Genomic DNA, 26,545 nt, shown 5'->3' with positions numbered 1-26,545 from the left:
CCGTACCATTCGCGCCATGGCAAAGGCACCCGTTCTCACCCCGCAGGCGGAGGATTTCCCCCGCTGGTACCAGGATCTGATCAACAAGGCCGAGCTGGCCGACAACGGTCCGGTCCGCGGCACCATGGTCATCCGTCCGTACGGCTACGGCCTGTGGGAGCGGATGCAGCAGGAGATGGACGCCCGCATCAAGGACGCCGGCGCCCAGAACGCGTACTTCCCGCTCTTCATCCCGCAGTCGTACCTGACGAAGGAGGCGGAGCACGTCGAGGGCTTCGCCCCCGAGCTCGCGGTCGTCACGCACGGCGGCGGCAAGGAGCTGGACGAGCCGGTCGTCGTCCGGCCCACCTCCGAGACGATCATCAACGACTACTTCTCCAAGTGGGTCCAGAGCTACCGGGACCTGCCCCTGCTGATCAACCAGTGGGCCAACGTGGTCCGCTGGGAGATGCGCCCGCGCGTGTTCCTCCGTACGAGCGAGTTCCTCTGGCAGGAGGGCCACACCGCCCACGCCACGTACGAGGACGCCCGCGAGTACGCCGCCCGGATCCACCGCGACGTCTACGGCGACTTCATGACGAACGTGCTCGGCATCGACGTCGTGCTCGGCCGCAAGACCGCCAAGGAGCGCTTCGCCGGAGCCATCAACACCCTCACCCTCGAGGGCATGATGGGCGACGGCAAGGCCCTCCAGCTGGGCACGAGCCACGAGCTCGGCACCAACTTCGCCAAGGCCTTCAACACCCAGTACCTGTCGAAGGAAGGCAAGCAGGAGCTCGTCTGGCAGACCTCGTGGGGCGTCTCGACCCGCATGGTCGGCGGCTTGATCATGTCCCACGGCGACGACAACGGCCTGCGCGTCCCGCCGCGCCTCGCGCACGTCCAGGTCGTCGTCATGGCGATCAAGGGTGACGAGGCCGTGGCGAAGGTCCGCGAGCTGGGTGCCCAGCTCAAGGCCGCCGGCATCCGCGTGCAGGTCGACGACCGCGTCGACACCCCCTTCGGCCGCCGCGCCGTCGACTGGGAGCTCAAGGGCGTACCGGTCCGCATCGAGATCGGCCCCCGCGACCTGGAGGCCGGCACCGCGATGCTGGCCCGCCGGATCCCGGGCGGGAAGACCCCGGTGCAGATCGACGCGCTCGCCGACCTGCTGCCCAAGGTGCTCGACGAGGACCAGGCGCAGCTGCTGCGCGAGTCCCGCGAGCGCCGTGAGGCCCGTACGTCCGACGTCTCCACGATCGAGGAGGCCGCCGAGGCCGCGATCGCCGGCGGCTGGGCGCGCATCCCGTGGGCCGACCTGGGCCCCGAGGGCGAGGCCAAGCTGGGCGAGCAGGCCGTCTCCGTGCGCTGCCTGATCGCCGAGGACGGGTCGGTTCCGGTGGCGGACGACGCCCCCGGTACGCTCGCGATCGTCGCGCGCTCCTACTGATTTCCCCCTGCGCCCCCGGCGTGCGGCTTCGGCCGCGCGCCGGGGGCGTCGGTCGTCGTCGGTACGCCTTACGTACCGACTCCTCCTGGGATATGCGCACCCGTCCTCGTCAGGACGCATGAGTGTGAACTGACTGGTACGTGCAAAAAATTTGGAATGGCCCGGAATCGGAACACCGGGGCACCCCGGCTCGTTGTCACGACGTGAGCACGACACCACCTGTTCTCGCCGCAGAGCTGGCGCAGGCGTGGGCCGACATTCAGCGGTACCACCCCGAGCTGCCTGACCTTGCCGCGCCCGAGTCCCTGATCGGAGAATCCTCGTCCGCCTGTGGCGCCGAGCTCTCCTTCGAGCGACTGCTGCACGAGGCAGTCCACGGCATCGCCGCCGCCCGCGGAGTCCGTGACACCTCGCGAGCGGGCCGCTACCACAACCGCAGATTCCTCGCGATCGCCGAGGAGATGGGGCTGGACCACTCCGAGGAGCCGCACGCCAGCAGCGGGTTCTCCCTGGTCACCCTCAATCCCGAGGCCAAGAAGCGCTACCGCCCCACCATCGAGCGGCTCCAGCGCGCCCTCAAGGCGCACACGGTCGCCACCGCCGCCGACACCAAGCGCAGCTTCCGCGGTCCGGCCGCCCGGCACGGCTCCTCGGGCGGCGGTGTACGGGTCAAGGCGGTCTGCGACTGCGGGCGCAACGTCCGGGTGGTCCCCTCCGTGCTGGCCCAGGCGCCGATCGTGTGCGGAGGCTGCATGAAGCCCTTCCGCATCCCGGAGGTCGCCACCGCGGCCGCTTCCTGACGCGGGCCCGGCGGCGGTACGGGCCGCCGGGGGGTGGTCGCCCCGGATCGGAAGCAGCACGGGCGTGTGGCACAATGGGCAGCTGTACTCGACAGTCGCATAGGACCCCTCTCTCCTCCGGCTGACGCGTCCATCGGGCACCCGAGTACCGCAACCCCACGTGGCATCTCAAGTGCCCAACCACGTCAAGTTCAGGAGACACCACTCCAGTGGCAGTCAAGATCAAGCTCAAGCGCCTCGGTAAGATCCGCTCCCCTCACTACCGCATCGTCGTCGCCGACGCCCGCACCCGCCGGGACGGCCGCGCGATCGAGGAGATCGGCATCTACCAGCCGACGTACAACCCCTCGCGCATCGAGGTCGACGCCGAGCGCGCGCAGTACTGGCTGTCCGTGGGCGCCCAGCCCACCGAGGCCGTCCTCGCCATCCTGAAGCTCACCGGTGACTGGCAGGCGCACAAGGGCCTCCCGGCCCCGGCGCCGCTGCTGCAGCCGGCGACGAAGGAAGACAAGCGTCGCACCTTCGACGAGTTCGCCAAGGCCCTCGAGGGCATCGGCGAGGGCAAGGGCGAGGCCATCACGCAGAAGAAGAAGGCCGACAAGAAGGCGGACGAGGCTGAGGCCGCCGCCGAGTCGACCGAGGCCTGATCATGCTCGAGGAGGCTCTTGAGCACCTCGTAAAGGGCATTGTGGACAACCCCGACGACGTGCAGGTCGCCTCGCGCAACCTGCGGCGCGGGCAGGTGCTCGAGGTCCGGGTCCACCCGGATGACCTCGGCAAGGTGATCGGCCGCAACGGCCGCACCGCACGTGCTCTGCGTACCGTCGTGGGCGCCATCGGCGGCCGCGGGATCCGCGTCGACCTCGTCGACGTGGACCAGGTCCGCTGAGTAGTTGAATCACCGGCACGGGCCGGGGAGGGCGTTCGCCGCCCACCCCGGCCCGAGTCGTTTCTGCCCACGGGCAGGAGCAACCGTAGATTGAGTAACCACGACGGAGAGGAACCACCTCCGCGAGAGCGGCGGCGGTTTGGCCGCAAAAAGGGGCGAGACAGTGGAGCTGGTAGTCGCGCGGATCGGCCGCGCCCACGGGATCAAGGGTGAGGTCACCGTCGAGGTGCGGACCGACGAGCCCGAGCTGAGGCTCAGCCCCGGCGCCGTGCTCCGGACCGAACCGGCATCCGTGGGCCCGCTGACCATCGAGACGGGCCGGGTGCACAGCAGCCGGCTGCTGCTGCGGTTCGTGGGCGTCAAGGACCGCACCGGTGCCGAGGCCCTGCGCAACACCCTGCTGATCGCGGACGTGGACCCGGCGGAGCTGCCCGAGGAGCCCGACGAGTACTACGACCACCAGCTCATGGACCTGGACGTCGTGCTCGAGGACGGCACCGAGATCGGCCGGATCACCGAGATCTCCCACCTGCCCTCGCAGGACCTGTTCATCGTCGAGCGCCCGGACGGCACCGAGGTCATGATCCCCTTCGTCGAGGAGATCGTCGCCGAGATCGACCTGGAGGAGCAGCGCTGCGTCATCACCCCGCCGCCCGGGCTGATCGACGACCGCGCAGAGATCGTCTCCACGCGTGACAACGGGGAAGAAGCCTGATGCGTCTCGACGTCGTCACGATCTTCCCCGAGTACCTGGAGCCGCTGAACGTCTCCCTCGTCGGCAAGGCCCGTGCGCGCGGGCAGCTCGAGGTGCACGTCCACGACCTGCGGGAATGGACGTACGACCGGCACAACACGGTCGACGACACCCCCTACGGCGGCGGCCCCGGCATGGTCATGAAGACCGACCCCTGGGGCGAGGCCCTCGACTCGGCGCTGGCCGACGGCTACGAGGCCGGCGCGCACGGCCCGGTCATGGTCGTCCCCACGCCCAGCGGCCGGCCCTTCACCCAGGAACTGGCCGTCGAGCTCTCCGAGCGCCCCTGGCTGATCTTCACACCGGCCCGGTACGAGGGCATCGACCGCCGCGTCATGGACGAGTACGCGACGCGGATGCCGGTCTACGAGGTCTCCATCGGCGACTACGTCCTGGCGGGCGGGGAGGCGGCCGTGCTGGTCGTCACCGAGGCCGTGGCCCGGCTGCTGCCCGGGGTGCTCGGCAACGCCGAATCGCACCGGGACGACTCCTTCGCCCCCGGCGAGATGGCCAACCTGCTGGAGGGCCCCGTCTACACCAAGCCGCCCCAGTGGCGCGGCCGCGGGATCCCCGAGGTGCTGCTCAGCGGCCACCACGGGAAGATCGCCCGCTGGCGCCGGGACGAGGCCTTCCGCCGTACCGCGCAGAACCGCCCCGACCTGATCGAGCGCTGCGAGGCCTCCGCCTTCGACAAGAAGGACCGGGAGATCCTGAGCATCCTGGGCTGGAGGCCGACCGGAGACGGCCGATTTTGGCGCAAGCCGCAGGACGTGGAAGAATAGGCGGCTGCTGTGTGCTCGAGTGCGCCCCTGCCACAGGGGGACAGTCGTCCACGAGTTCCACGGCTCCCGAATTCTCTACGGAAACCCGCACCGGCGACCTGTGGCGTCGTGCGAAGAAAGCAGACGAACAACATGTCTCACCTGCTCGATGGCGTCAACGCCGCCTCCCTGCGCACCGACGTCCCGGCCTTCCGCCCGGGTGACACGATCAACGTGCACGTCCGCGTGATCGAGGGCAACCGCTCCCGTATCCAGCAGTTCAAGGGCGTTGTCATCCGTCGCCAGGGCTCTGGCGTCTCCGAGACCTTCACCGTTCGCAAGGTCTCCTTCAGCGTCGGCGTGGAGCGTACCTTCCCGGTCCACTCCCCGATCTTCGAGAAGATCGAGCTCGTCACCCGCGGTGACGTGCGTCGCGCCAAGCTGTACTTCCTCCGTGAGCTCCGCGGCAAGGCCGCGAAGATCAAGGAGAAGCGCGACCGCTGATCTCCTCTCCGGGCCCTGGGGACGGCCGGATAGGCTCGCCCCCGATGGACACCGAAGCAGAGCTCACACAGCGCGGCCACTCCTCCCCCGAACAGGGGGAGGGGCGGCCGCGTTCTGTGTTTTCCCGCTCTGCGTTTTCCCGCTCGGCGGTTTCCCGTTCCGCGTCCTTCGGGGAGCGTGCCGCTTCGCGGCCCTGGCGGCGGGCCGGACTGCTCGGGGTGCTCTGCGCCGTCTTCCTGCTGCTGCTCGGCAACTTCGTCGTCCAGCCCTTCCAGATCCCGAGCCGGTCCATGGAGCCGACCCTGCAGGTGGGGGACCGGGTCCTGGTCAACAAGCTGGCGTACCGTTTCGGCGGCGTGCCGCAGCGGGGGGACGTGGTGGTCTTCGACGGCGCCGGGTCCTTCGTACGGGAACCCGCGGGCGGGAACCCGGTCGGCGACGCCCTGCACGGGGCGTTCGCGGCGCTCGGGCTCGCGGAGCCCTCCGACACCGACTTCGTGAAGCGGGTCGTGGGCGTCGGCGGGGACGACGTGGTGTGCTGCGACGCGGGGGGCCGGATCCAGGTCAACGGGGTCCCGCTGGCGGAGCCGTACGTGCACCCCGGTGACACGCCCTCGAAGGTGCCCTTCCGGATCGTCGTACCCCTGGGGACCCTGTGGGTCATGGGCGATCACCGGTCCCAGTCCCGGGACTCCCGGGACCACCTGGGGGAGCCGGGCGGGGGGATGGTGCCGGTGGAGAAGGTTATCGGGCGGGCCGACTGGATCGGCTGGCCGGTGTCGCGCTGGGGTTCGGTGCCCGGGGCGCGGGGCGGGGACGGCTCGCATGGGTAGCCGGGGGCGGCCGAGGGGCGCGGGCCGGCCGGAACCCGGGCGGGAACCGGAACCAGAGCGTCCGCGGTCGAGGCCGAAGCCTCCCGAGCCTGCCAAAGCTCCGAAGCCCCCCAAGGCCCCCAAGCCGAAAGCGGGGCCTTCGCCGGATCCCGTGGCGGAGCCGGCGGCGGAGGGCGGCGGGCGGGCCGAGCGGCGCCGGCTGGCGCGCAAGGTCCGGCGGCGCAGGCGTACCCGGCGGGTGGGCGAGTTGCCGCTGCTGGTGGCGGTCGCGCTGTGCATAGCCCTGGTGCTCAAGACCTTCCTCGTACAGGCCTTCTTCATCCCGTCCGGCTCCATGGAGCAGACGATCCGGATCGGGGACCGGGTACTGGTGGACAAGCTGACGCCGTGGTTCGGCTCGAAGATCGAGCGGGGCGACGTCGTGGTGTTCAAGGACCCGGGCGGCTGGCTCAGGGGCGAGGCCGCCAGGCCCGCCCAGGACCCGGCCGGGCTCAAGCAGATCAAGCAGGCCCTGACCTTCATCGGCCTGCTGCCCTCGGCGGACGAGCAGGATCTGATCAAGCGGGTCGTCGGCATCGGCGGGGACACCGTCCAGTGCTGCGACGCCCGGGGCCGCGTGACCGTCAACGGCGCGCCGCTCGATGAGCCTTACGTGTCACCGGGCAACGCTCCTTCCGAGATCCGCTTCGAGGTGCGCGTACCGGCCGGGCGGATCTTCGTGATGGGCGACCACCGCGCCAACTCGGCCGATTCCCGCTACCACCTCGACGAGGCCTTCGAGGGCACCATCGACGAGAAGGGCGTGGTGGGGCGGGCCGTGGTGATCGCCTGGCCCTTCGACCACTGGCGCGGACTCGATCAGCCCGCGACCTTCCTCTCGGTGCCGGATCCCGTACGCGGCGGGCGCCGTCGCGGGCCCGGTCGGCGCCGCCGGGGCACGCTGTTCGCATAGTGTGGTCCCGGTCTCCCGCGCCTTAGGGAACTCCCGCTCGTTAAGGGAGGGGAGGGCCCGTGTCGGATCCGGTGCGGGCGGCGGTTTTCCGAGTGAGGAGTGGATGTGGGGGATGTGGCGGTAGGCGCACGATCCGGACGCGATGAGGGCGAGGAGCGGCCGGACGACGCCGTCGGGCACGAGACCGAGGAGGGCGGGGCCGAGGAGCGGCCGCACCGTTCCTTCTGGAAGGAGCTCCCGCTCCTCATCGGTATCGCCCTGCTGCTGGCCCTGCTGATCAAGACCTTCCTGGTGCAGGCGTTCTCGATCCCGTCCGACTCGATGCAGAACACCTTGCAGCGCGGTGACCGGGTACTCGTGGACAAGCTGACCCCGTGGTTCGGCTCGGAGCCCGAGCGCGGCGAGGTCGTGGTCTTCCACGACCCCGCGAACTGGCTGGCCGGGGAGGCCACCCCGGATCCCAACTTCGCGCAGCAGATCCTCAGCAAGATCGGTCTGATGCCGTCCGCCGACGAGAAGGACCTGATCAAGCGGACCATCGCCATCGGCGGGGACACCGTGGAGTGCAAGAAGGGGGGACCGGTCGTCGTCAACGGCAAGGCGCTGGACGAGCCGTACATCTTCCCCGGGAACAGCGCGTGCGACGACTTCCCCTTCGGTCCGATCACCGTGCCCAAGGGCAAGATCTGGGTGATGGGCGACCACCGCCAGAACTCCCAGGACTCCCGTTACCACCAGCAGGACTCCACCCAGGGCTTCGTGCCGGTCAAGGACGTCGTCGGGCGGGCCGTGGTGGTCGCGTGGCCGGTCACCCGCTGGTCCACGCTCCCCGTTCCGGACACCTTCGACCAGCCGGGCATCGGCAAGCAGCCCCCGGCGCCGTTGCACTCGCCGCAGGCCAGTGGGCTGGGCCCGGCCGGGGTCGCCCCGGCCGCGCTGGGACTCGTCGGGGCCGTGCCCCTCGTCATGTGGCGCCGGCGGAGGCTGACCAAGGGGCGTACCGCCCGGTAGGGTGCCGCCCAGGTCGACGATCTCCGAGGTGTGGGGGCGCTGCAATGGGCGGAACGCAGGCAATACGCGAGCGCAAGGATGGCCGCGGCGGCCTCGGCAACACATTGTCGGGGATCGCCGTGGCCATCGGCTTTGTGCTCTTCCTGGGCGGTTTCGTCTGGGGAGCGCTGGTGTACCAGCCGTACACGGTGCCGACCGACTCGATGGTGCCGACGGTGCAGCCGGGCGACCGGGTGCTGGCGCAGCGGATCGGCGGCGGCGAGGTGCGGCGCGGGGACGTGGTCGTCTTCACCGACACCGTGTGGGGCAGTTCGCCCATGCTCAAGCGGGTCGTGGCCGTGGGCGGCGACACCGTCGCCTGCTGCGGCAAGGGCGGCGGGGTGACCCTGAACGGCAAGCCGCTTGACGAGCCGTACGTCGACCGGTCGGGCGGCGACGCGGCGGCCGCGGGGACGACCTCGTTCGAGGTGAAGGTGCCCGAGGGCAACCTCTTCCTGATGGGCGACCGGCGCGGGGGCTCGCTGGACTCCCGGGCGCACCTGCAGGAGAGCGGTCAGGGGACGGTGCCCCGGTCGGCGGTCGTCGCCCGGGTCGACGCCCTGGCCTGGCCGTCCGTGAAGACGCTCGAGCGGCCGCAGGTCTTCGCCGCCATGCCCGGCGGGATCTCCGGCCACGGGCCGCTGCGGCTCCAGGTGGCCGCGGTACTGGCAGGAGGCGCCCTGGTGGTGCTGGGCGGTGCCTACGGGCCGCTCGCACGGCTCCGGGGACGTGGGCGCGGGCGGGCGGGCTCCGATGGCCGCTGAGCCGGCGGGGACCCCTCCGCGGAAGGTCTCACGGGTGATCCTCCTCGATCCCGAGGACCGGATCCTGCTGCTGCACGGCTGCGAGCCGGACGATCCCGCCGACGACTGGTGGTTCACCCCCGGCGGCGGGCTGGAGGGCGGCGAGACCCGGGAACAGGCCGCCCTGCGGGAGCTGGCGGAGGAGACCGGGATCACGGACGTGGAGCTGGGGCCGGTGCTGTGGCACCGGTACTGCGCCTTCCCCTTCGACGGCAGGCGCTGGGAACAGGACGAGTGGTACTTCCTGGCCCGGACCGCCCAGACCGCGACCGGGATGGGCGGCCTCACCGAGCTGGAGCGGCGCAGCGTCACGGGGGCCAGATGGTGGACCTCCGAGGAACTTCTCGCGGCCCGTGAGACGGTGTACCCGACCAGACTGGCCGAGCTGCTCCGGACGCTGCTCGACGACGGTCCTCCGGGCGCTCCGGTGGTCCTCGCCCCCGAAATCGTTTAGGGGCGCACGGCGCTGGCGCACAATAGGGGGACGCACGGCTGAAGGGGAACATGCCATGAGCGCCGAGGACCTCGAGAAGTACGAGACCGAGATGGAGCTGAAGCTCTATCGCGAGTACCGCGACGTCGTCGGGCTGTTCAAGTACGTGATCGAGACCGAACGTCGTTTCTACCTCACCAACGACTATGAGATGCAGGTGCACTCGGTCCAGGGGGAGGTCTTCTTCGAGGTCTCGATGGCCGACGCCTGGGTCTGGGACATGTACCGGCCCGCCCGCTTCGTGAAGCAGGTCCGGGTGCTGACCTTCAAGGACGTGAACATCGAGGAGCTCAACAAGAGCGACCTCGAGCTGCCGGGCGGCGACCTGCCGGGCTGATCCGCGGGCTGATCCGCCGGGCTGATCCGCCGGCGGTTCACCCTGGGGGGTGAGCGGGTTGTCCACAACGCCCTGGTTGTCCACCAAGATCCACTCGCTGGGCCGGTTCGCGGGACCGTCGGTGCCGGAGGTGGTGCCGGATGAACGCGAAGGGCGTGGCACAGCAGGCATTGGGGCGGTACGGCGAGGAGCTCGCCGCGCGGAGGCTGACCGAGTCCGGGATGACGGTGATCGCCCGGAACTGGCGGTGCCGCAGCGGGGAGATCGACATCGTCGCCCGCGACGGGGACGCCCTCGTCGTGTGCGAGGTCAAGACGCGCCGCGGGGGTGACTTCGAGCACCCGATGGCCGCCGTCCGGGCCGGCAAGGCCGAGCGGCTGCGCAGGCTCGCCGGGCGCTGGCTCGCCGACCACGGGGGGCCGCCGACCGGCGGAGTGCGGATCGACCTGGTCGCGGTCCTCCTGCCCCGGCGCGGAGCGCCCGTGGTGGAGCACGTCAGGGGGGCGGCCTGATGGGGTTCGCGCGGGCCTGCTCGGTGGCCCTGGTGGGCGTCGAGGGCGTACTGGTGGAGGTCCAGGCCGACCTGGAACCGGGGGTGGCCGCCTTCACCCTGGTGGGGCTGCCCGACAAGACCCTGGTCGAGAGCCGGGACCGGGTACGGGCGGCGGTGGTGAACTCCGGCGCCCAGTGGCCGCAGAAGAAGCTCACGGTCGGGCTGAGCCCGGCCTCCGTACCGAAAGCCGGCGCCCACTTCGACTTGGCCGTGGCCGCGGCGGTCCTGGGGGCCGCCGAGGTGGTCGACCCCGCAGCCATCGCCGACCTCGTGCTCATCGGGGAGCTGGGCCTCGACGGCCGGGTGCGCCCGGTCCGGGGGATCCTCCCGGCCGTGCTCGCCGCCGCCGAGGCCGGGTACCGGCAGGTGGTGGTGCCCCAGCAGTGCGCGGCCGAGGCCACCCTGGTCCCGGACGTCTCGGTGCTGGGGGTGCGCAGCCTGCGGCAGCTGATCGCGGTGCTGACCGACGGGGTGGTGCCCGAGGAGGACCCGCCCGAGCGGGCGGGGCGTCCCGACCCGATGCTGGCGGGGCTGGTCCTGCCGGGCGCCGGACTCGGTACGGGGCTCTCGGGCCGGGGCGACGCCGGGGACTTCCCCGACCTCGCCGACGTGGCAGGCCAGCACAGCGCCCGCCGGGCCCTGGAGGTGGCGGCCTCCGGGGGCCACCACCTCTTCCTCAGCGGGCCCCCGGGCGCGGGCAAGACGATGCTCGCCGAGCGGCTGCCCGGGATCCTGCCGCCGCTCACCCGACAGGACTCCCTGGAGGTGACGGCCGTCCACTCGGTCGCGGGAATCCTGCCGCCCGGCGAACCGCTGGTCGGCCGGCCCCCGTACTGCGCCCCGCACCACTCCGCGACCATGCAGTCGCTGGTGGGCGGCGGGGCCGGGATTCCCAGGCCCGGAGCGGTCTCCCTGGCCCACCGGGGCGTGCTCTTCCTGGACGAGGCCGCGGAGTTCAGCGGCAAGGTGCTGGACGCCCTGCGCCAGCCCCTGGAAGCCGGGCACGTGGTCATCGCCAGGGCCGCCGGGGTGGTACGGCTGCCCGCGCGGTTCCTGATGGTCCTCGCGGCGAACCCCTGCCCCTGCGGCCGCCACACCCTGAACGGCTCCGGCTGCGAGTGCCCCGCCTCGGTGATCCGGCGCTACCAGGCCCGGCTGTCCGGGCCGCTCCTCGACCGGGTCGACCTGCGGGTCGAGGTCGAGCCCGTGACCCGCTGCGACCTGCTGGGCCGGGGCGGCCGGGGGGAGGCCACCGCCACCGTCGCCGACCGGGTCCGCGAAGCCCGCGAGCGGGCCGCCGCCCGGCTCGCCGACACCCCGTGGCGGCTCAACTCCGAGGTGCCCGGGCACGAGCTGCGCACCCGCTGGCCGGCCGGCCCCGGCGCGCTGGCCCAGGCCGAGCGGGACATGGAGCGCGGACTGCTCACCGCGCGGGGGCTGGACCGGGTGCTGCGGGTCGCCTGGACCGTCGCCGACCTGCGGGGCCGCGAGCGCCCCGAGGTGCTGGACGTGGCCGTCGCGCTCGAGCTGCGCACCGGGATCGCCCGGGGGGCCGCGCTGGCCATGGGGGCGGGCTCGTGACCCCCGGGGGGCGGCCCGATCCGGAGTTCCTGGCCCGGGCCGCGCTGACCAGGGTGCTGGAGCCGGGGGACGAGCAGGGCGGGCGCTGGCTCCGAGAGCTCGGGGCCGTCGCCCTGATACGGCTGCTGACCGGCCCCGGCCCGGAGCCCGGGCCGCTGACCGGGGTGGGGCCCGAGCGGCTCGCCGGATACCGCAGACGGGCCGCCCTCGCCGACCCGCTGCGGGACCTGGCGACCGCCGACGGGTCGGGCGGCCGGTTCGTCTGCCCGGGCTCGACGGAGTGGCCGACCCAGCTGGACGACCTCGGCGACGCCCGGCCCGTCGGGCTCTGGCTGCGGGGCAGGCCCCACCTGCGGACCTGGGCCCTGCGCTCGGTCGCCGTGGTCGGGGCCCGCGCGTGCACCCCGTACGGGGCCCACATGGCCCAGACCCTGGCGGCCGGGCTCACCGAGCGCGGCTGGGTGGTGGTCTCCGGGGCGGCGTACGGGATCGACGGCGCCGCCCACCGCGGGGCCCTGGCCTCGGGCGGCGCCACGGCGGCGGTGCTGGCCTGCGGGGTGGACGTGGGCTACCCGCGCGGCCACGCCGGGCTCCTGGGCCGGATCGCGCGCCAGGGGCTGGTGCTGGGGGAGCTGCCGCCCGGCAGCCACCCCACCCCGAGCCGGTTCGTCCTGCGCAACCGGGTCATCGCCGCCCTCACCCGGGGAACCGTGGTCGTGGAGGCCGCCCACCGCAGCGGCTCCCTGGTCACCGCCCGCCGGGCCCAGCAGCTGGGCCGCCTCACCATGGGCGTCCCCGGGCCCGCCACCAGCGGCCTCTCGGCCGGTGTGCACGAACTGCTGCGCGGCGAGGCGGTGCTGGTCACCGACGCGGCCGAGGTGGTCGAGCTGGTCGGCGACATGGGCGAGCTGGCTCCCGCCCGGCGCGGCCCGGTCCTCGCCCGGGACCTGCTGGACCCCGGCGCCGCACGGGTGCTCGAAGCCCTCCCGGCCGGCCGCCCCGCCGGTCTGGACGAGATCGGCCTCGCGGCGGGCGTCGGCACCGATGAAGTCATCGGCAGACTGTACGAACTTCACTCTCTGGGGTTCGTCGAACGGCAGGGCGACGGCTGGCAGTTGACCCCGAGGACCTCCCGCGGCGGGGCGCAATCCGGAGCCGACCGGCGAGGCGGTCGTTGACCTGGGGCGTTCCGGTGAAAGAGTGAAGGCGATGAGAGACGCGGTCTTCCCGGTGGCAGCCGCCGGGACCGTGCGCAAGGCGCCGGTCCCGGGTCGCCCGTGCGAGGACGGGCGCCCCTGCGCCCCTGCGCCATCCCGTACTCTTCGCGCACCGCGACACTTCCGTCACGCTACGCTCCCAAGGAATCCCGCTCCGGCAAAGGCGAAGCATGCCCCAGCACACCCCAGGGTCCGACCGCGCTGCGGTGCCCCCCGCTGCTCGTGGCAGCGTGCGGTCCACCGCGCCCTCGTCCCTCGAGGTGCTCTGGCGCTCATACAAGGATTCGGGTGACGAGCGGCTGCGGGAGCAGCTGATCCTGCACTACTCGCCGCTGGTGAAGTACGTGGCCGGCCGGGTCAGCGTGGGCCTGCCGCCCAATGTGGAACAGGCCGACTTCGTCTCCTCCGGGGTCTTCGGACTGATCGACGCCATCGAGAAGTTCGACATCGAACGGTCCATCAAGTTCGAGACGTACGCGATCACCCGGATCCGCGGCGCGATGATCGACGAGCTGCGCGCGCTGGACTGGATCCCGCGCTCCGTACGGCAGAAGGCGCGGGCCGTGGAGCGCGCCTACGCCACGCTGGAGGCCCAGCTGCGGCGCACCCCGACGGAGGGCGAGGTCGCGGGGGAGATGGGGATCGCGGTGGAGGAACTCCACACGGTCTTCAGCCAGTTGTCCCTGGCCAACGTGGTCGCGCTGGAGGAGCTGCTGCACGTCGGCGGCGAGGGCGGCGACCGGCTCTCCCTGATGGACACCCTGGAGGACCACGCCGCGGACAACCCGGTGGAGGTGGCCGAGGACCGGGAGCTGCGCAGACTGCTCGCACGGGCCATCAACACCCTCCCCGAGCGGGAGAAGACGGTGGTCACCCTCTACTACTACGAGGGCCTGACCCTCGCCGAGATCGGCAACGTGCTGGGTGTCACCGAGAGCCGGGTCAGCCAGATCCACACCAAATCCGTGCTCCAGCTGCGGGCGAAGCTCGCCGACGTCGGCCGCTGACCGGGCGCCGGGCGCATCGGCGGCGTCGGCCTTGCGGGACCTCCGTACAGTGGTGACGTGCCCAGGATTCGAGCGGCCTCCGTGGCCGAGCACCGGTCGATGCAGCGCGGCGCCCTGTTGGACGCCGCGCGTTCCCTCTTGTCCGAAGGCGGGACGGAAGCCCTGACCTTCCCCGCCCTCGCGGAGCGGACCGGGCTCGCCCGGTCGTCCGTGTACGAGTACTTCCGGTCGCGCGCGGCCGTCGTCGAAGAGCTGTGCGCGGTGGACTTCCCCGTCTGGGCCGCCGAGATCGAGGCGGCGATGGAGCGCGAGCAGACGCCGGAGGCGAAGATCGAGGCGTACGTGCGCACCCAGCTGGGGCTGGTGGGGGACCGGCGTCACCGCGCGGTGGTGGCGATCTCCGCCGGCGAGCTGGACGCGGGTGCGCGGGAGAAGATCCGCGCCGCGCACGGCGGTCTCGTGGCGATGATCGTCGAGGCTCTGGGCGCCCTCGGGCTGCCGGAGCCCCGGCTGGCCGCGATGCTGCTCCAGGGCGTCGTGGACGCCGCGGCCCGCCGGATCGAGCTCGGCGCCGCCGAGGACCCGGCCGTGATCACCGAGACCGCCGTCTCCATGGCCCTGCGGGGCGTCGCCGTCTCCTGAAGGGCCTGCGGCGCGGCCGGCAGCAGCCGGGGCGTGGGCCGCGGGAGCAGGGTCAGCGGGTCGAGGTAGGCGTTCTCCCCGGCCAGCAGGCCCCAGTGCAGGCAGGGGCCCGGGCAGTGGGAGCCCTCCGTGAGCACCGCCACCACCTGCCCCGCCGTGACCGCCTCCCCCTCCGCGACGAGCGGCCGTACCGGCTCGTACGTCGTGCGCAGGCCGCCCGGGAGGGTGAGCGAGAGCACCCCGCGGCCCGCGACCTGCCCGGCGTAGTGCACCCGCCCGGGCCCCACGGCCCGTACCCGCGCCCCGGCCGGCGCCGACAGGTCCACACCGCGGTGCCCGGCCGCGTACGGGGTCGGCGGCGGGTCCCACCAGCGCGCCACGGACAGCGGCGCGGGCAGGGGCCGCACCCCGCGCGCCGGCGCGGCCGGCGCCGCGGCCGGCCGGGGCGGGGGTGTCGAGGCCGCCGGATCCGGCGGCGCGGCGACGGCCGGGGACAATGGCTGGGACACTGCCAGAAGCAGGATGAGCAGCAGTTTCGTCATGTCCCAGAGGGTCCCGCGCGGGCGGCTCGGCAGGTTCGCGCCTGTGGACGGCCGAAAGGGTGTGGACAACGGCGTCACCCGGCATACCGCCGGGTCCCGTACACTTCTCGTGGCGATCCGGGTCACCGGGTCGACTTCGCACGCCCCAGCGCCGGCCGGTCAAACCGGTCAGGCGACAGCGTCTCTCGGTCCCTTCACGGGGCAGGGCGCGGTGGGGCGTCAGGAACCAAACCGAGAAACCAAGGAGATGGCCATGGCCGTCGTAACGATGCGGGAGCTGCTGGAAAGCGGCGTCCACTTCGGTCACCAGACCCGTCGCTGGAACCCGAAGATGAAGCGCTTCATCTTCACCGAGCGCAACGGCATCTACATCATCGACCTGCTCCAGTCGCTGTCGTACATCGACCGCGCCTTCGAGTTCGTGAAGGAGACCGTCGCGCACGGTGGCTCCATCATGTTCGTCGGTACCAAGAAGCAGGCGCAGGAAGCGATCGCCGAGCAGGCGACGCGCGTCGGCATGCCGTACGTCAACCAGCGTTGGCTCGGTGGCATGCTCACCAACTTCTCCACCGTCTACAAGCGCCTCCAGCGTCTGAAGGAGCTTGAGGCGATCGACTTCGAGGACGTCGCCGCCTCGGGTCTCACCAAGAAGGAGCTCCTGGTCCTCTCCCGCGAGAAGATCAAGCTGGAGAAGACCCTCGGTGGTATCCGCGAGATGTCGAAGGTTCCCAGCGCCGTCTGGATCGTCGACACCAAGAAGGAGCACATCGCCGTCGGTGAGGCGCGCAAGCTCCACATCCCGGTCGTCGCGATCCTCGACACCAACTGCGACCCCGACGAGGTCGACTACAAGATCCCGGGCAACGACGACGCGATCCGCTCCGTCACCCTGCTCACCCGCGTGATCGCCGACGCCGTCGCCGAGGGCCTCATCGCCCGCTCCGGTGCCGCGACCGGTGACTCGAAGCCGGGCGAGAAGGCCGCCGCCGAGCCGCTCGCCGAGTGGGAGCGCGACCTGCTCGAGGGCGAGAAGAAGGCCGACGACGCCGAGGCCCCCGCGGCTGAGGCTCCGGCCGCCGAGGCTGAGGCTGTCGTCGAGGCCCCGGCCGCCGAGGCCGAGGCTGTCGTCGAGGCTCCGGCCGCCGACGCCGAGCAGGCCTGACCCACTGAGAGCGCCCGGCGTTCACGCGCCGGGCACTCACAGCACGGACGATGACGGCGGGGGAGCCGCGCCACGAGCGCGTCGCTCCTCCGCCGTTCACCCGTAGATCTACGACTTCGAGAGAGAATCACAGACTCATGGCGAACTACACCGCCGCTGACGTCAAGAAGCTCCGCGAGCTCACCGGCGCCGGCATGCTGGACTGCAAGAACGCGCTCGTCGAGGCCGACGGTGACGTCACCAAGGCCAACGAGATCCTGCGCGTCAAGGGCCTGAAGGGCGTCGCCAAGCGCGAGGGCCGTTCCGCCGAGAACGGTGCCGTCACCTCCCTGATCGCCGCCGACGCCACCTCCGGTGTGCTGCTCGAGCTCAAGTGCGAGACCGACTTCGTCGCCAAGAGCGAGAAGTTCCTGGTCGTCGCCGACCAGCTCGCCGCGCACGTGGCCGCCACCTCCCCGGCGGACATCGAGGCGCTGCTGGCGTCCGAGATCGAGGCCGGCAAGACCGTCCAGGCGTTCGTGGACGAGGCCAACGCCAACCTCGGCGAGAAGATCGTCCTGGACCGCTTCGCGCAGTACGACGGCGCCTTCGTCGCCTCCTACATGCACCGCACCATGCCCGACCTGCCCCCGCAGATCGGTGTCCTGGTCGAGCTGGACAAGGCCGACGCCGACCTGGCCAAGGGCATCGCCCAGCACATCGCCGCGTTCGCGCCGAAGTACCTGACCGCCGAGGACGTTCCGGCCGAGGTCGTCGAGTCCGAGCGCCGCGTCGCCGAAGAGGTCACCCGCGCCGAGGGCAAGCCCGAGGCCGCGATCGCCAAGATCGTCGAGGGTCGCGTCAACGGCTTCTTCAAGGACGTCACGCTCCTTGGCCAGCCCTACGCGCTGGACAACAAGAAGTCCGTCCAGAAGGTTCTGGACGAGGCCGGTGTCACCCTGAAGCGCTTCACCCGCATCAAGGTCGGCATCTGAGTCCGTCCGTACACGACGGACACCGGACCCCGATAGGGTCTGAAGCAGTCGTCCGCGCTTGCGCAGGGCGACCGCAGATCTGACGAGGAGGCCATTGCCGCAGAGGGAACCGCGAGGACCCACCGGCAATGGCCTTCTTCGTATGTGCACGAGGAGATCTCCATGAATCAGGGCGTGGACCCCCACACCGCATCCGACGACAAGAGCGACCACGAGAAGAAGGGTCGCCGCTTCATGCTGAAGCTCTCCGGCGAAGCCTTCTCCGGCGGCGGCGGGCTGGGCGTCGACCCTGACGTCGTGCACGCCATCGCCCGCGAGATCGCGGCCGTGGTCCGAGACGGCGCCGAGATCGCGATCGTCATCGGCGGCGGCAACTTCTTCCGCGGCGCCGAGCTTCAGCAGCGCGGCATGGACCGGGCCCGGTCCGACTACATGGGCATGCTCGGCACGGTCATGAACTGCCTCGCCCTCCAGGACTTCCTGGAGAAGGAAGGCATCGACTCCCGCGTGCAGACCGCCATCACCATGGGCCAGGTCGCGGAGCCGTACATCCCGCTCCGCGCCGTGCGCCACCTGGAGAAGGGCCGCGTCGTCATCTTCGGCGCCGGCATGGGCATGCCGTACTTCTCCACCGACACCACGGCCGCCCAGCGCGCCCTGGAGATCGACGCCGAGGCCCTCCTCATGGGCAAGAACGGCGTCGACGGGGTCTACGACTCCGACCCGAAGAAGAACCCGGACGCGGTGAAGTTCGACGCGCTGGAGTACAGCGAGGTGCTGTCCCGGGACCTCAAGGTCGCCGACGCCACGGCCATCACGCTGTGCCGCGACAACAAGCTGCCGATCCTGGTCTTCGAACTGCTCGCCGAGGGCAATATCGCCCGCGCCGTCAAGGGTGAGAAGATCGGCACGCTCGTGAGCGACCAGGGCACCCGGGCCTGAGCCCACCGAGCCGGGCCCGCAGGGGCCCGGTCCGGGCGGCCCGGACCGCCCCGCCCCGCCTGAACCATCCATATCTGACATGCAGGAGCACGTGGTGATCGAAGAAATCCTCCTCGAGGCCGAGGAGAAGATGGAGAAGGCCGTCGTCGTCGCCAAGGAAGACTTCGCCGCGATTCGCACGGGCCGTGCGCACCCGGCGATGTTCAACAAGATCGTGGCGGACTACTACGGTGCCATCACGCCCATCAACCAGCTCGCCTCCTTCGCGGTGCCCGAGCCGCGCATGGCGATCGTGACGCCCTTCGACGCGTCCGCGCTGCGCAACATCGAGCAGGCGATCCGCGACTCCGACCTCGGTGTCAACCCGAGCAACGACGGCCGCATCATCCGGGTGACCTTCCCCGAGCTGACGCAGGACCGCCGCAAGGAGTACATCAAGGTCGCCAAGAACAAGGCCGAGGACTCCAAGGTCTCCATCCGCGCCGTGCGCCGCAAGGCCAAGGACGCCCTTGACAAGCTCGTCAAGGACAAGGAGGCCGGCGAGGACGAGGTGCGCCGCGCCGAGAAGGAGCTCGACGACACCACCGCGAAGTACGTCGCGCAGGTGGACGAGCTGCTCAAGCACAAGGAAGCCGAGCTCCTCGAGGTCTGATGAACGACTCTCCCTGGGCCGCGGAGCCGGTTCCGGCGGGTCCCGCATACGATGCGCTGGTGGGCCCGCACACTGCGCCCATGCCCATCGTGCCCGATGCCGCCGGCCGTGCCTTCGACGACCGGGAAGCACGCGATCGGGGGGCCGTCCTCGCCGGCGGCCCCCCGTTCCGCGCCGAGACGCCGTTGCAGGAGCCCATGCCCAGCCCCCCGCCTCCGCCTTCGCAGGCCCCGCAGGACGCCTCGCCCCCGCCGCAGAAGAAGCGCGCGGGGCGGGATCTGCGTGCCGCCATAGGGGTCGGCGTCGGCCTCGGCGCGGTGATCTTCGCGTCGCTGTTCATCGTCAAGGCCGTCTTCGTCGGCGTGATCGTCGTCGCGGTCGTCGTCGGCCTGTGGGAGCTCACCTCCCGGCTCCAGGAGAAGAAGGGCATCAAGGCCCCGCTGGTCCCGCTCGCGGTCGGCGGCGCGGCGATGGTCATCGCCGGATACGTCCGCGGGGCCGAGGGCGCCTGGGTGGCCATGGCGCTCACCGCGCTGGCCGTCCTCGTGTGGCGGATGACCGAGCCCCCCGAGGACTACCTCAAGGACGTCACCGCGGGCGTCTTCGCGGCGTTCTACGTGCCCTTCCTGGCCACCTTCGTCGCGATGCTGCTCACCCCCGACGACGGTCCGCAGCGGGTGGTGACCTTCCTGGTGCTGACCGTGGTCAGCGACACCGGGGCCTACGCCGTGGGCTGGCGCTTCGGCAAGACCAAGCTCGCGCCGCGCATCAGCCCCGGAAAGACCCGCGAGGGGCTCTTCGGCGCGGTGGCCTTCGCGATGGCGGCCGGCGCCCTGTGCATGGAGTTCCTGATCGACGGGGGCTCCTGGTGGCAGGGCCTGATCCTGGGCCTCGCGGTCGCGGTCAGCGCCACCCTGGGCGACCTCGGCGAGTCGATGATCAAGCGTGACCTGGGCATCAAGGACATGGGCACGCTGCTCCCGGGGCACGGGGGCATCATGGACCGGCTCGACTCGCTGCTGCCGACCGCTCCGGTGGTGTGGCTGCTGCTGGCGGCGTTCGTCGGTACCGGCTGACCCGTCGGTACGGGCTGACCGTCGGTACCGGCTGACCGGCGAAAAGGGGTCACAACACGCCGGGCGGTTACTCTTGGAAGGCGCGCTGCTTCTGCGGCGCGCCTTTCGTCTTACAAGGAGTACCTGCCATGGCCCGCCCCGTTCCGGGAGAGCTCACCTTCGTCGCCCCTCGCGGAGCCAAGAAGCCGCCCCGGCACCTCGCCGACCTGACCCCGGCCGAGCGCCGGGAGGCGGTGGCCGCGATCGGCGAGAAGCCGTTCCGGGCCAAGCAGCTCTCCCAGCACTACTTCGCCCGCTACGCGCACGACCCGGCCGAGTGGACCGACATCCCCGCGGGCTCGCGCGAGAAGCTCCAGCAGGAGCTGCTGCCGGAGCTGATGAACGTCGTGCGGCACATCAGCTGCGACGACGACACCACCCGCAAGACCCTGTGGAAGCTGCACGACGGCACGCTCGTCGAGTCCGTGCTGATGCGCTACCCCGACCGGGTGACGATGTGCATCTCCTCGCAGGCGGGCTGCGGGATGAACTGCCCGTTCTGCGCCACCGGCCAGGCCGGCCTCGACCGCAACCTCTCCACCGCCGAGATCGTGCACCAGATCGTCGACGGCATGCGCGCGCTGCGCGACGGCGAGGTTCCCGGCGGCCCGGCCCGGCTGTCCAACATCGTCTTCATGGGCATGGGCGAGCCGCTCGCCAACTACAAGCGCGTCGTCGGCGCCATCCGCCGCCTCACCGACCCGGAGCCCGACGGCCTCGGCCTGTCGCAGCGCGGTATCACCGTCTCCACCGTCGGCCTGGTCCCGGCCATGCTGCGCTTCGCCGACGAGGGCTTCAAGTGCCGCCTCGCGGTCTCCCTGCACGCCCCCGACGACGAGCTGCGCGACACCCTCGTCCCCGTGAACACCCGCTGGAAGGTCCGCGAGGTCCTCGACGCGGCCTGGGAGTACGCCGAGAAGTCCGGCCGCCGGATCTCCATCGAGTACGCCCTGATCCGCGACATCAACGACCAGGCCTGGCGCGGCGACCTGCTCGGCCGCCTGCTCAAGGGCAAGCGCGTACACGTCAACCTGATCCCGCTGAACCCGACGCCGGGCTCGAAGTGGACCGCCTCGCGCCCCGAGGACGAGAAGGCCTTCGTCGAGGCGATCGCCCGGCACGGCGTGCCCGTGACCGTACGGGACACCCGCGGCCAGGAGATCGACGGCGCGTGCGGCCAGCTCGCCGCCTCGGAGCGCTAGATTCCGGCCACGGAGAGGCGTAACCGGCCACGGGGTACCCTGTGGCCGGACAACTTCATCATTCCGACAGGGGAGCGCCACAGCGCTGAGAGTGCGGTATCCGTCATCCGCAGACCCTCTGAACCTCGCCCCGGTCATTCGGGGTAGGAAGTTCGGTCACCACTCAAGCTGTTGCGCCCTGCCCGGCGTCCGCTCCCGTAAGAGCGCCGGTCAGGGCCGCGTCTTCTCCTGGTCATCCCAGGAGGAATACACCAGTGAGCACCACCAAGAAGATCGCGGGCGCCGCGCTCGCGGCCGCGCTGGGCGTCACCACGCTCAGCGCCTGCGGCGACGCCAAGGACAAGCCCGCGGGCGCGGGCGACGCCCCGAAGACGATCACCCTGGTCTCGCACGACTCCTTCAACGTGACCGACACGGTCCTCAAGGAGTTCGAGCAGCAGAGCGGCTACACCGTCAAGGTCCTGAAGTCCGGGGACGCCGGCGCGGCGCTCAACCAGGAGATCCTGACCAAGGGCTCCCCGCGCGGAGACGTCTTCTTCGGGGTGGACAACACCCTGCTGTCGCGCGCCCTCGACAACGGGATCTTCACCGCGTACGAGGCCAAGGGCCTGGGCGAGGTCAAGCCGGAGTACGTGCTCGACAAGGGGCACCGGGTCACCCCCGTCGACACCGGCGACATCTGCGTCAACTACGACAAGCAGTACTTCGCCGACAAGAAGATCGCCCCGCCGCAGACGCTGGACGACCTGCTCAAGCCGGAGTACAAGAACCTCCTGGTCACCGAGAACGCCGCGACCTCCTCGCCCGGCCTCGGCTTCCTCCTCGCCTCCGTCGGCAAGTACGGCGAGGACGGCTGGAAGGACTACTGGACCCAGCTCAAGGCCAACGGCGTCGAGGTCGTCGACGGCTGGGAGCAGGCCTACAACGAGCGCTTCTCCGGCTCCGCCGGCGGCAAGAAGGCCAAGGGCGACCGCCCGTTGGTCGTCTCCTACGCCTCCAGCCCCCCGGTCGAGGTCCTGTACGGCGAGCCGCAGCCGGCCGAGGCCCCCACGGGCGTCGCCACCGGCACCTGCTTCCGCCAGATTGAGTTCGCGGGCCTGCTGAAGGGCGCGAAGAACGAGGAGGGCGGCAAGGCGCTCCTCGACTTCCTGGTGAGCAAGAAGTTCCAGGAGGACATGCCGCTCCAGATGTTCGTGAACCCGGTCGTCAAGGATGCGAAGCTGCCGGAGATCTTCACGAAGCACGGCGTGGTCGTCGAGAAGCCGGAGACGGTCGCCCCCGACACCATCGCCAACAACCGTGAGCAGTGGGTCAAGGCATGGTCCTCGCTCGTCGTGAAGTAGAGCGCCTCCCCCGGGAGGGCGGGCGCGCCACGGCCGTCAGACTCGCGCTGATGGCCGTGCCGCTCGCCTTCTTCGGGCTGTTCTTCGCCTACCCCGTCGCCGCGATCGTCGGCCGCGGGCTCAGGACCGACGAGGGCTGGCAGTTCGGCCGGATCGGCGAGGTCCTGGCCCGGCCCGACATCGCCGACGTGCTGTGGTTCACCACCTGGCAGGCGCTCGCCTCGACCGCGCTCACGCTCCTGATCGCGCTCCCCGGCGCGTACGTGTTCGCGCGCTTCGAGTTCCCCGGCAAGCAGCTGCTGCGGGCGCTGGTGACCGTCCCCTTCGTGCTGCCGACGGTGGTCGTCGGCACCGCCTTCCTGGCGCTGGTCGGGCGGGGCGGGCTGCTCGACGAGCTGTGGGGCGTCCGGCTGGACACCACCGTCTGGGCGATCCTGCTCGCCCACGTCTTCTTCAACTACGCCGTCGTCGTGCGGACGGTCGGCGGGCTGTGGGCCCAGCTGGACCCGCGCCAGGAGGAGGCCGCCCGGGTGCTGGGCGCAGGGCGCTTCGCGGCGTGGCGGCGGGTGACGCTGCCCGCGCTCGCGCCGGCGGTGGCCGCCGCCTCGCTGATGGTGTTCCTGTTCACCTTCAGCTCCTTCGGCGTCGTACAGATCCTGGGCGGGCCCTCGTACTCCACCCTGGAGGTGGAGGTCTACCGGCAGACGGCGCAGCTGCTGGACCTGCCGACGGCCGCCGTGCTGACGATGGTCCAGTTCGTGGCCATCGCCGCGATCCTCGCCGTGCACGCGCGGACCGTGCGCCGCCGGGAGACCGCGCTGCGGCTCGTGGACCCGGCGCGCACCGCGCGTCCGCCGCACGGCTGGGCGCAGCGCGGGCTGCTGGGCGGGGTGCTGCTGACGGTGGCGCTGCTGATCGTGGCGCCGCTGGCCGTACTGGTGGAGCGGTCCTTCGACGCGCCCGGCGGGTACGGCTTCGGCTTCTACCGGGCGCTCCAGGACGCGGGCGCCGGGGGCGGAACGTTTCTGGTGCCGCCGCTGGAGGCCGTCTGGAACTCCCTCCAGTACGCGCTCGCCGCCACCGCCATCGCCCTGCTGATCGGCGGACTCGCGGCGGCCGCCCTGACCCGGCGGGCGGGCCGCTTCGTACGGGGCTTCGACGCGCTGCTGATGCTGCCGCTCGGGGTGTCCGCCGTGACGGTGGGCTTCGGGTTCCTGATCACCCTGGACGAGCCGCCGCTGGACCTGCGGACCTCGTGGATCCTGGTGCCGCTGGCGCAGGCGCTGGTCGGGGTGCCCTTCGTCGTACGCACCATGCTGCCGGTGCTGCGGGCCGTCGACGGCCGGCTGCGGGAGGCGGCGGCCGTGCTCGGGGCCTCGCCGCTGCGGGCCTGGCGGGAGGTGGACCTGCCGCTGGTGCGGCGGGCCCTGCTGATCGCGGCGGGCTTCGCCTTCGCGGTCTCGCTGGGCGAGTTCGGCGCGACGGTCTTCATCGCCCGGCCGGACCACCCGACGCTGCCGGTGGCCGTGGCGCGGCTGCTGGGGCGGGCCGGGGAGCTGAACTACGGGCAGGCCATGGCCCTGAGCACGATTCTGATGCTGGTGTGCGCGGTGTCCCTGCTGGTGCTGGAGCGGCTGCGACCCGACAAGACCTCGGGAGAGTTCTGATGACCCTGCTCCGGCTCGAAGGGGTGTCGGTCCGCTTCGGTGACCGCGCGGTGGTGGACGCGGTGGACCTGGAGGTCGCCGAGCACGAGACCGTGTGCGTCCTCGGGCCGAGCGGCAGCGGCAAGTCCACCCTGCTGCGGGTGGTGGCCGGGCTCCAGCCGGTGTCCGCCGGCCGGGTGCTGCTGGGCGGGGCCGACCAGGCCGGGGTGCCGGTGCACCGGCGGGGGGTGGGCCTGATGTTCCAGGACCACCAGCTGTTCCCGCACCGGGACGTCGGCGGGAACGTGGCCTTCGGCCTGCGGATGCGGGCCCGTGGGAAGGGGCCGCGCGCCAGGGGATCGTACGAGGCCCAGGTCGCGGAGCTGCTGGAGCTGGTCGGGCTCCCGGGGGCCCAGGGCCGGGCCGTGGCCTCGCTGTCGGGCGGCGAGCAGCAGCGGGTGGCCCTCGCCCGGGCACTGGCCCCCTCGCCCCGGCTGCTGATGCTGGACGAGCCGCTCGGCCAGCTGGACCGGGGGCTGCGGGAGCGGCTGGTGGTCGAACTCCAGCGGCTGTTCTCCCGGCTGGGCACCACGGTGCTGGCCGTCACCCACGACCAGGGCGAGGCCTTCGCGCTGGCCGACCGGGTGGTGGTGATGCGGGACGGGCGGATCGCGCAGGCCGGGACCCCGCTGGAGGTGTGGCAGCGGCCCGCGTCCGAGTTCGTGGCGCGGTTCCTCGGCTTCGAGAACGTGGTCCCGGGGACGGTGGCGGGGGGCGCCGCCGCCACCGTCTGGGGGAAGGTCCCGGTCCCGGCCGGCTCACCCGAGGGGGAGCAGCGGCTGCTGATCCGCCCGGCGGGGGTGGAGCTGTGCGCGGCCGGCCTGGCCTGCACGGTGGAGTCCCGTACCTTCCGGGGCACGCACGTGGCCCTGCTGCTCAAGCCGGAGACGGGACCGGTGCTGGAGGCCGAGTGCGAGCTGGCCGGCGCGCCGGCCGTGGGGGACCGGGTCGCGGTGACCTTCAGCCCCGCCGAGGTGGTCGTCCTCCCGTCGCCCTGAGGGGCCCCGGCCGCAGGGGCCAAGGCTCAGGGCTGGGGCTGGGGGCTCAGGGCCGGATGCCGTCGCAGGCGATCGGCAGGTGGCGCGGGCCGCGCAGCACCGCGTTCTGCCGGTACGGGGGCGGGTCCTCCAGCAGCCGCGGATTCTCCAGCCTGCGGGCCAGCTCGCTCAGCGCCAGCTGCGCCTCCAGCCGGGCCAGCGGCGCCCCGAAGCAGCTGTGGATGCCGCTGCCGAGGCCGAGGTGCTGGATGTCGTCCCGGTCCGGGTCGAAGCGGTCCGGGTCCTCGAAGCGCTTGGGGTCGCGGTTGCCCGAGGCCAGGATCAGCCAGAGCGAGGAGCCCTGGGGGATGGTCACGCCCGCCACCTCGATCTCGGCCAGGGTGCTGCGCTGCGGGACCAGCTGCACCGGAGGCTCGTAGCGCAGCAGCTCCTCGACGATCGGCACCCCCAGCAGGGGGTCCGTGCGCAGCCGCTCCAGGACGTCCGGGTGGCGCAGCAGGGTCAGCATGCCGTTCGTGATCAGGTTGACCGTGGTCTCGTGCCCGGCGATCAGCAGCAGCGCCGACGTGCTGAGCACCTCCATGGTGGTCATGGCGCCGTCCGGGCCCTGCGCCGTGGCCAGCTCCGAGAGCATGTCGCCGGTCGGGTTCCTGCGGCGCTCCTCGATCAGCCCGGCCAGGTACATGCCGAGCTCCATCCGGGCGTCGTTCGTCTTCTTGAGGCGTTCGGTGGGATCGGCGTCCGGATCCGGGTCCAGGCTGGCCGCGAGGGTGTCCGCCCAGACGTGGAACCGGGACTCGTCCTCGCTCGGCACGCCCAGCAGCCGGCAGATGACGCTCACCGGGAAGGGGTACGAGAACTGCTCGACCAGATCGATCCGGTCCAGGTGGCCCGTCTCCGCGATGCCGTCGATCAGCCCGGAGACGATGTCGCCGAGCTCGCCGCGCATCTCGTGGACGCGGTGCGGGGAGTGCGGAGGACCGAAGGGCCGGTTCGTCATCCGGCGCAGCCGGTCGTGCTCGGGCGGGTCGAGCCGCAGGAAGGCGGGCGGCAGGACAGCTTCCCCCTCCTGCTCGGGCTCGGCCAGCGGGTCGTCACCGGCGGTCGACTTCAGATTGCGGGCGTCGGAGCTGATGCGGGGATCGTGCAGCAGGCTCCGTATCTCGTAGTAGGTGCTGACGACGTACGGCCCGCTCCCGTCGTGGAAGACGGGCGTCTTGCGGAGCTCCTCGTACAGCGGGTACGGATCGGCCCGGCTGGAGTAGTCGATGATCTTCCGCAGGATGTCTTGGGTCATGAGTGGT

Annotated in this window: 27 protein-coding genes, 2 pseudogenes and 1 riboswitch; of the genes and pseudogenes, 27 read left to right on the top strand and 2 right to left on the bottom strand. The window is 71.7% G+C overall.

What is annotated here, in order from left to right; all coding sequences use genetic code 11:
- Positions 1–16 precede the first annotated feature (16 nt).
- The 18 genes and pseudogenes from proS (at position 17) to OOK34_RS03575 (ending at position 14,605) form a co-directional block, all read left to right on the top strand.
- Positions 17–1,429 carry a proline--tRNA ligase gene (gene proS / locus OOK34_RS03660; RefSeq protein WP_267032421.1) on the top strand — a complete coding sequence of 471 codons (1,413 nt, stop codon included), beginning with the start codon at positions 17–19 and terminating at the stop codon, positions 1,427–1,429.
- Between the two features lie 203 nt (positions 1,430–1,632).
- A complete protein-coding gene (locus tag OOK34_RS03655) occupies positions 1,633–2,229 on the top strand; it encodes a hypothetical protein (RefSeq protein WP_267032420.1) in 597 nt (198 codons plus the stop codon).
- Between the two features lie 209 nt (positions 2,230–2,438).
- Positions 2,439–2,876: a 30S ribosomal protein S16 gene (gene rpsP / locus OOK34_RS03650; RefSeq protein WP_267032419.1), complete on the top strand. Its 438-nt coding sequence runs from the start codon at positions 2,439–2,441 to the stop codon at positions 2,874–2,876.
- A gap of 2 nt (positions 2,877–2,878) precedes the next feature.
- Positions 2,879–3,118, top strand: coding sequence for an RNA-binding protein (locus OOK34_RS03645; RefSeq protein WP_007266827.1), 240 nt, complete (start codon positions 2,879–2,881; stop codon positions 3,116–3,118).
- A gap of 163 nt (positions 3,119–3,281) precedes the next feature.
- Positions 3,282–3,833 (top strand): ribosome maturation factor RimM, encoded by a 552-nt coding sequence (gene rimM / locus OOK34_RS03640; RefSeq protein WP_267032418.1) that lies wholly within the window; start codon positions 3,282–3,284, stop codon positions 3,831–3,833.
- The gene (gene trmD / locus OOK34_RS03635; protein WP_267032417.1) at positions 3,833–4,654 is read left to right on the top strand and encodes a tRNA (guanosine(37)-N1)-methyltransferase TrmD; all 822 of its coding nucleotides are present in this window, start codon (positions 3,833–3,835) and stop codon (positions 4,652–4,654) included. The genes rimM and trmD overlap by 1 nt, the downstream gene beginning before the upstream one ends.
- 132 nt (positions 4,655–4,786) lie before the next feature.
- Positions 4,787–5,137 carry a 50S ribosomal protein L19 gene (gene rplS, locus OOK34_RS03630; protein WP_030227407.1) on the top strand — a complete coding sequence of 117 codons (351 nt, stop codon included), beginning with the start codon at positions 4,787–4,789 and terminating at the stop codon, positions 5,135–5,137.
- Positions 5,138–5,181: 44 nt separating this feature from the next.
- Complete coding sequence (gene lepB / locus OOK34_RS03625; protein ID WP_267032416.1) at positions 5,182–5,970, top strand: signal peptidase I; 789 nt, start codon at positions 5,182–5,184, stop codon at positions 5,968–5,970.
- Positions 5,963–7,068: pseudogene (lepB, locus tag OOK34_RS03620) on the top strand (signal peptidase I). The gene lepB (OOK34_RS03625) and the pseudogene lepB (OOK34_RS03620) overlap by 8 nt, the downstream one beginning before the upstream one ends.
- Entirely contained in the window at positions 7,037–7,933 is an 897-nt protein-coding gene (lepB, locus tag OOK34_RS03615) for a signal peptidase I (RefSeq protein WP_267032415.1), read from the top strand. Before lepB (OOK34_RS03620) ends, lepB (OOK34_RS03615) begins: the two are co-directional and overlap by 32 nt.
- A gap of 44 nt (positions 7,934–7,977) precedes the next feature.
- A complete protein-coding gene (gene lepB, locus OOK34_RS03610) occupies positions 7,978–8,736 on the top strand; it encodes a signal peptidase I (RefSeq protein ID WP_267032414.1) in 759 nt (252 codons plus the stop codon).
- On the top strand, positions 8,726–9,229 hold the full coding sequence (locus OOK34_RS03605; RefSeq protein WP_267032413.1) for an NUDIX hydrolase: 504 nt from the start codon (positions 8,726–8,728) through the stop codon (positions 9,227–9,229). The genes lepB (OOK34_RS03610) and OOK34_RS03605 overlap by 11 nt, the downstream gene beginning before the upstream one ends.
- Positions 9,230–9,284: 55 nt before the next feature.
- Positions 9,285–9,605, top strand: coding sequence for a DUF2469 domain-containing protein (locus OOK34_RS03600; protein ID WP_267032412.1), 321 nt, complete (start codon positions 9,285–9,287; stop codon positions 9,603–9,605).
- Between the two features lie 140 nt (positions 9,606–9,745).
- Positions 9,746–10,117: a YraN family protein gene (locus OOK34_RS03595; protein WP_267032411.1), complete on the top strand. Its 372-nt coding sequence runs from the start codon at positions 9,746–9,748 to the stop codon at positions 10,115–10,117.
- The gene (locus OOK34_RS03590) at positions 10,117–11,739 is read left to right on the top strand and encodes a YifB family Mg chelatase-like AAA ATPase (RefSeq protein WP_267032410.1); all 1,623 of its coding nucleotides are present in this window, start codon (positions 10,117–10,119) and stop codon (positions 11,737–11,739) included. The genes OOK34_RS03595 and OOK34_RS03590 overlap by 1 nt, the downstream gene beginning before the upstream one ends.
- Positions 11,736–12,917 (top strand): DNA-processing protein DprA, encoded by a 1,182-nt coding sequence (gene dprA / locus OOK34_RS03585; RefSeq protein WP_267032409.1) that lies wholly within the window; start codon positions 11,736–11,738, stop codon positions 12,915–12,917. The genes OOK34_RS03590 and dprA overlap by 4 nt, the downstream gene beginning before the upstream one ends.
- 209 nt (positions 12,918–13,126) lie before the next feature.
- Positions 13,127–13,963 (top strand): RNA polymerase sigma factor WhiG, encoded by an 837-nt coding sequence (whiG, locus tag OOK34_RS03580; RefSeq protein WP_267032408.1) that lies wholly within the window; start codon positions 13,127–13,129, stop codon positions 13,961–13,963.
- A gap of 81 nt (positions 13,964–14,044) precedes the next feature.
- Positions 14,045–14,605 carry a TetR/AcrR family transcriptional regulator gene (locus tag OOK34_RS03575; RefSeq protein WP_267036609.1) on the top strand — a complete coding sequence of 187 codons (561 nt, stop codon included), beginning with the start codon at positions 14,045–14,047 and terminating at the stop codon, positions 14,603–14,605.
- Positions 14,606–14,739: 134 nt separating this feature from the next.
- On the opposite strand, the pseudogene OOK34_RS03570 reads toward OOK34_RS03575, so the two are convergent.
- Positions 14,740–15,147: pseudogene (locus OOK34_RS03570) on the bottom strand (peptidoglycan DD-metalloendopeptidase family protein); the annotation flags it as partial.
- A 253-nt stretch (positions 15,148–15,400) separates the two neighbouring features.
- Between OOK34_RS03570 and rpsB the strand changes: the two are divergent.
- The 9 genes from rpsB (at position 15,401) to OOK34_RS03525 (ending at position 25,241) form a co-directional block, all read left to right on the top strand.
- Entirely contained in the window at positions 15,401–16,309 is a 909-nt protein-coding gene (gene rpsB / locus OOK34_RS03565) for a 30S ribosomal protein S2 (RefSeq protein WP_267032407.1), read from the top strand.
- A 137-nt stretch (positions 16,310–16,446) separates the two neighbouring features.
- Positions 16,447–17,283, top strand: coding sequence for a translation elongation factor Ts (tsf, locus tag OOK34_RS03560; RefSeq protein WP_267032406.1), 837 nt, complete (start codon positions 16,447–16,449; stop codon positions 17,281–17,283).
- 162 nt (positions 17,284–17,445) lie between these two features.
- Complete coding sequence (gene pyrH, locus OOK34_RS03555) at positions 17,446–18,225, top strand: UMP kinase (protein ID WP_267011952.1); 780 nt, start codon at positions 17,446–17,448, stop codon at positions 18,223–18,225.
- 94 nt (positions 18,226–18,319) lie between these two features.
- Positions 18,320–18,877, top strand: a complete 558-nt coding sequence (frr, locus tag OOK34_RS03550) for a ribosome recycling factor (protein ID WP_267011951.1) — start codon at positions 18,320–18,322, stop codon at positions 18,875–18,877.
- Positions 18,877–19,953: a phosphatidate cytidylyltransferase gene (locus OOK34_RS03545; protein WP_267032405.1), complete on the top strand. Its 1,077-nt coding sequence runs from the start codon at positions 18,877–18,879 to the stop codon at positions 19,951–19,953. The genes frr and OOK34_RS03545 overlap by 1 nt, the downstream gene beginning before the upstream one ends.
- Positions 19,954–20,081: 128 nt before the next feature.
- On the top strand, positions 20,082–21,194 hold the full coding sequence (gene rlmN, locus OOK34_RS03540) for a 23S rRNA (adenine(2503)-C(2))-methyltransferase RlmN (RefSeq protein ID WP_030227450.1): 1,113 nt from the start codon (positions 20,082–20,084) through the stop codon (positions 21,192–21,194).
- Between the two features lie 58 nt (positions 21,195–21,252).
- Positions 21,253–21,362, top strand: a riboswitch (TPP riboswitch).
- Between the two features lie 86 nt (positions 21,363–21,448).
- Positions 21,449–22,537, top strand: a complete 1,089-nt coding sequence (locus OOK34_RS03535) for a thiamine ABC transporter substrate binding subunit (RefSeq protein WP_267032404.1) — start codon at positions 21,449–21,451, stop codon at positions 22,535–22,537.
- A 50-nt stretch (positions 22,538–22,587) separates the two neighbouring features.
- The gene (locus OOK34_RS03530) at positions 22,588–24,204 is read left to right on the top strand and encodes an iron ABC transporter permease (RefSeq protein WP_267032403.1); all 1,617 of its coding nucleotides are present in this window, start codon (positions 22,588–22,590) and stop codon (positions 24,202–24,204) included.
- The gene (locus OOK34_RS03525) at positions 24,204–25,241 is read left to right on the top strand and encodes an ABC transporter ATP-binding protein (RefSeq protein ID WP_267032402.1); all 1,038 of its coding nucleotides are present in this window, start codon (positions 24,204–24,206) and stop codon (positions 25,239–25,241) included. Before OOK34_RS03530 ends, OOK34_RS03525 begins: the two co-directional genes overlap by 1 nt.
- A gap of 46 nt (positions 25,242–25,287) precedes the next feature.
- Here the strand turns inward: OOK34_RS03525 and OOK34_RS03520 are convergent, their stop codons facing one another.
- Positions 25,288–26,538 (bottom strand): cytochrome P450, encoded by a 1,251-nt coding sequence (locus OOK34_RS03520; protein WP_267032401.1) that lies wholly within the window; start codon positions 26,536–26,538, stop codon positions 25,288–25,290.
- Positions 26,539–26,545 lie beyond the last annotated feature (7 nt).

This window comes from Streptomyces sp. NBC_00091 (genome assembly GCF_026343185.1).
Classification (GTDB): domain Bacteria; phylum Actinomycetota; class Actinomycetes; order Streptomycetales; family Streptomycetaceae; genus Streptomyces.
Note: the sequence above shows the minus strand (reverse complement) of the source record. Positions and strands in the feature narration are given on the sequence as shown.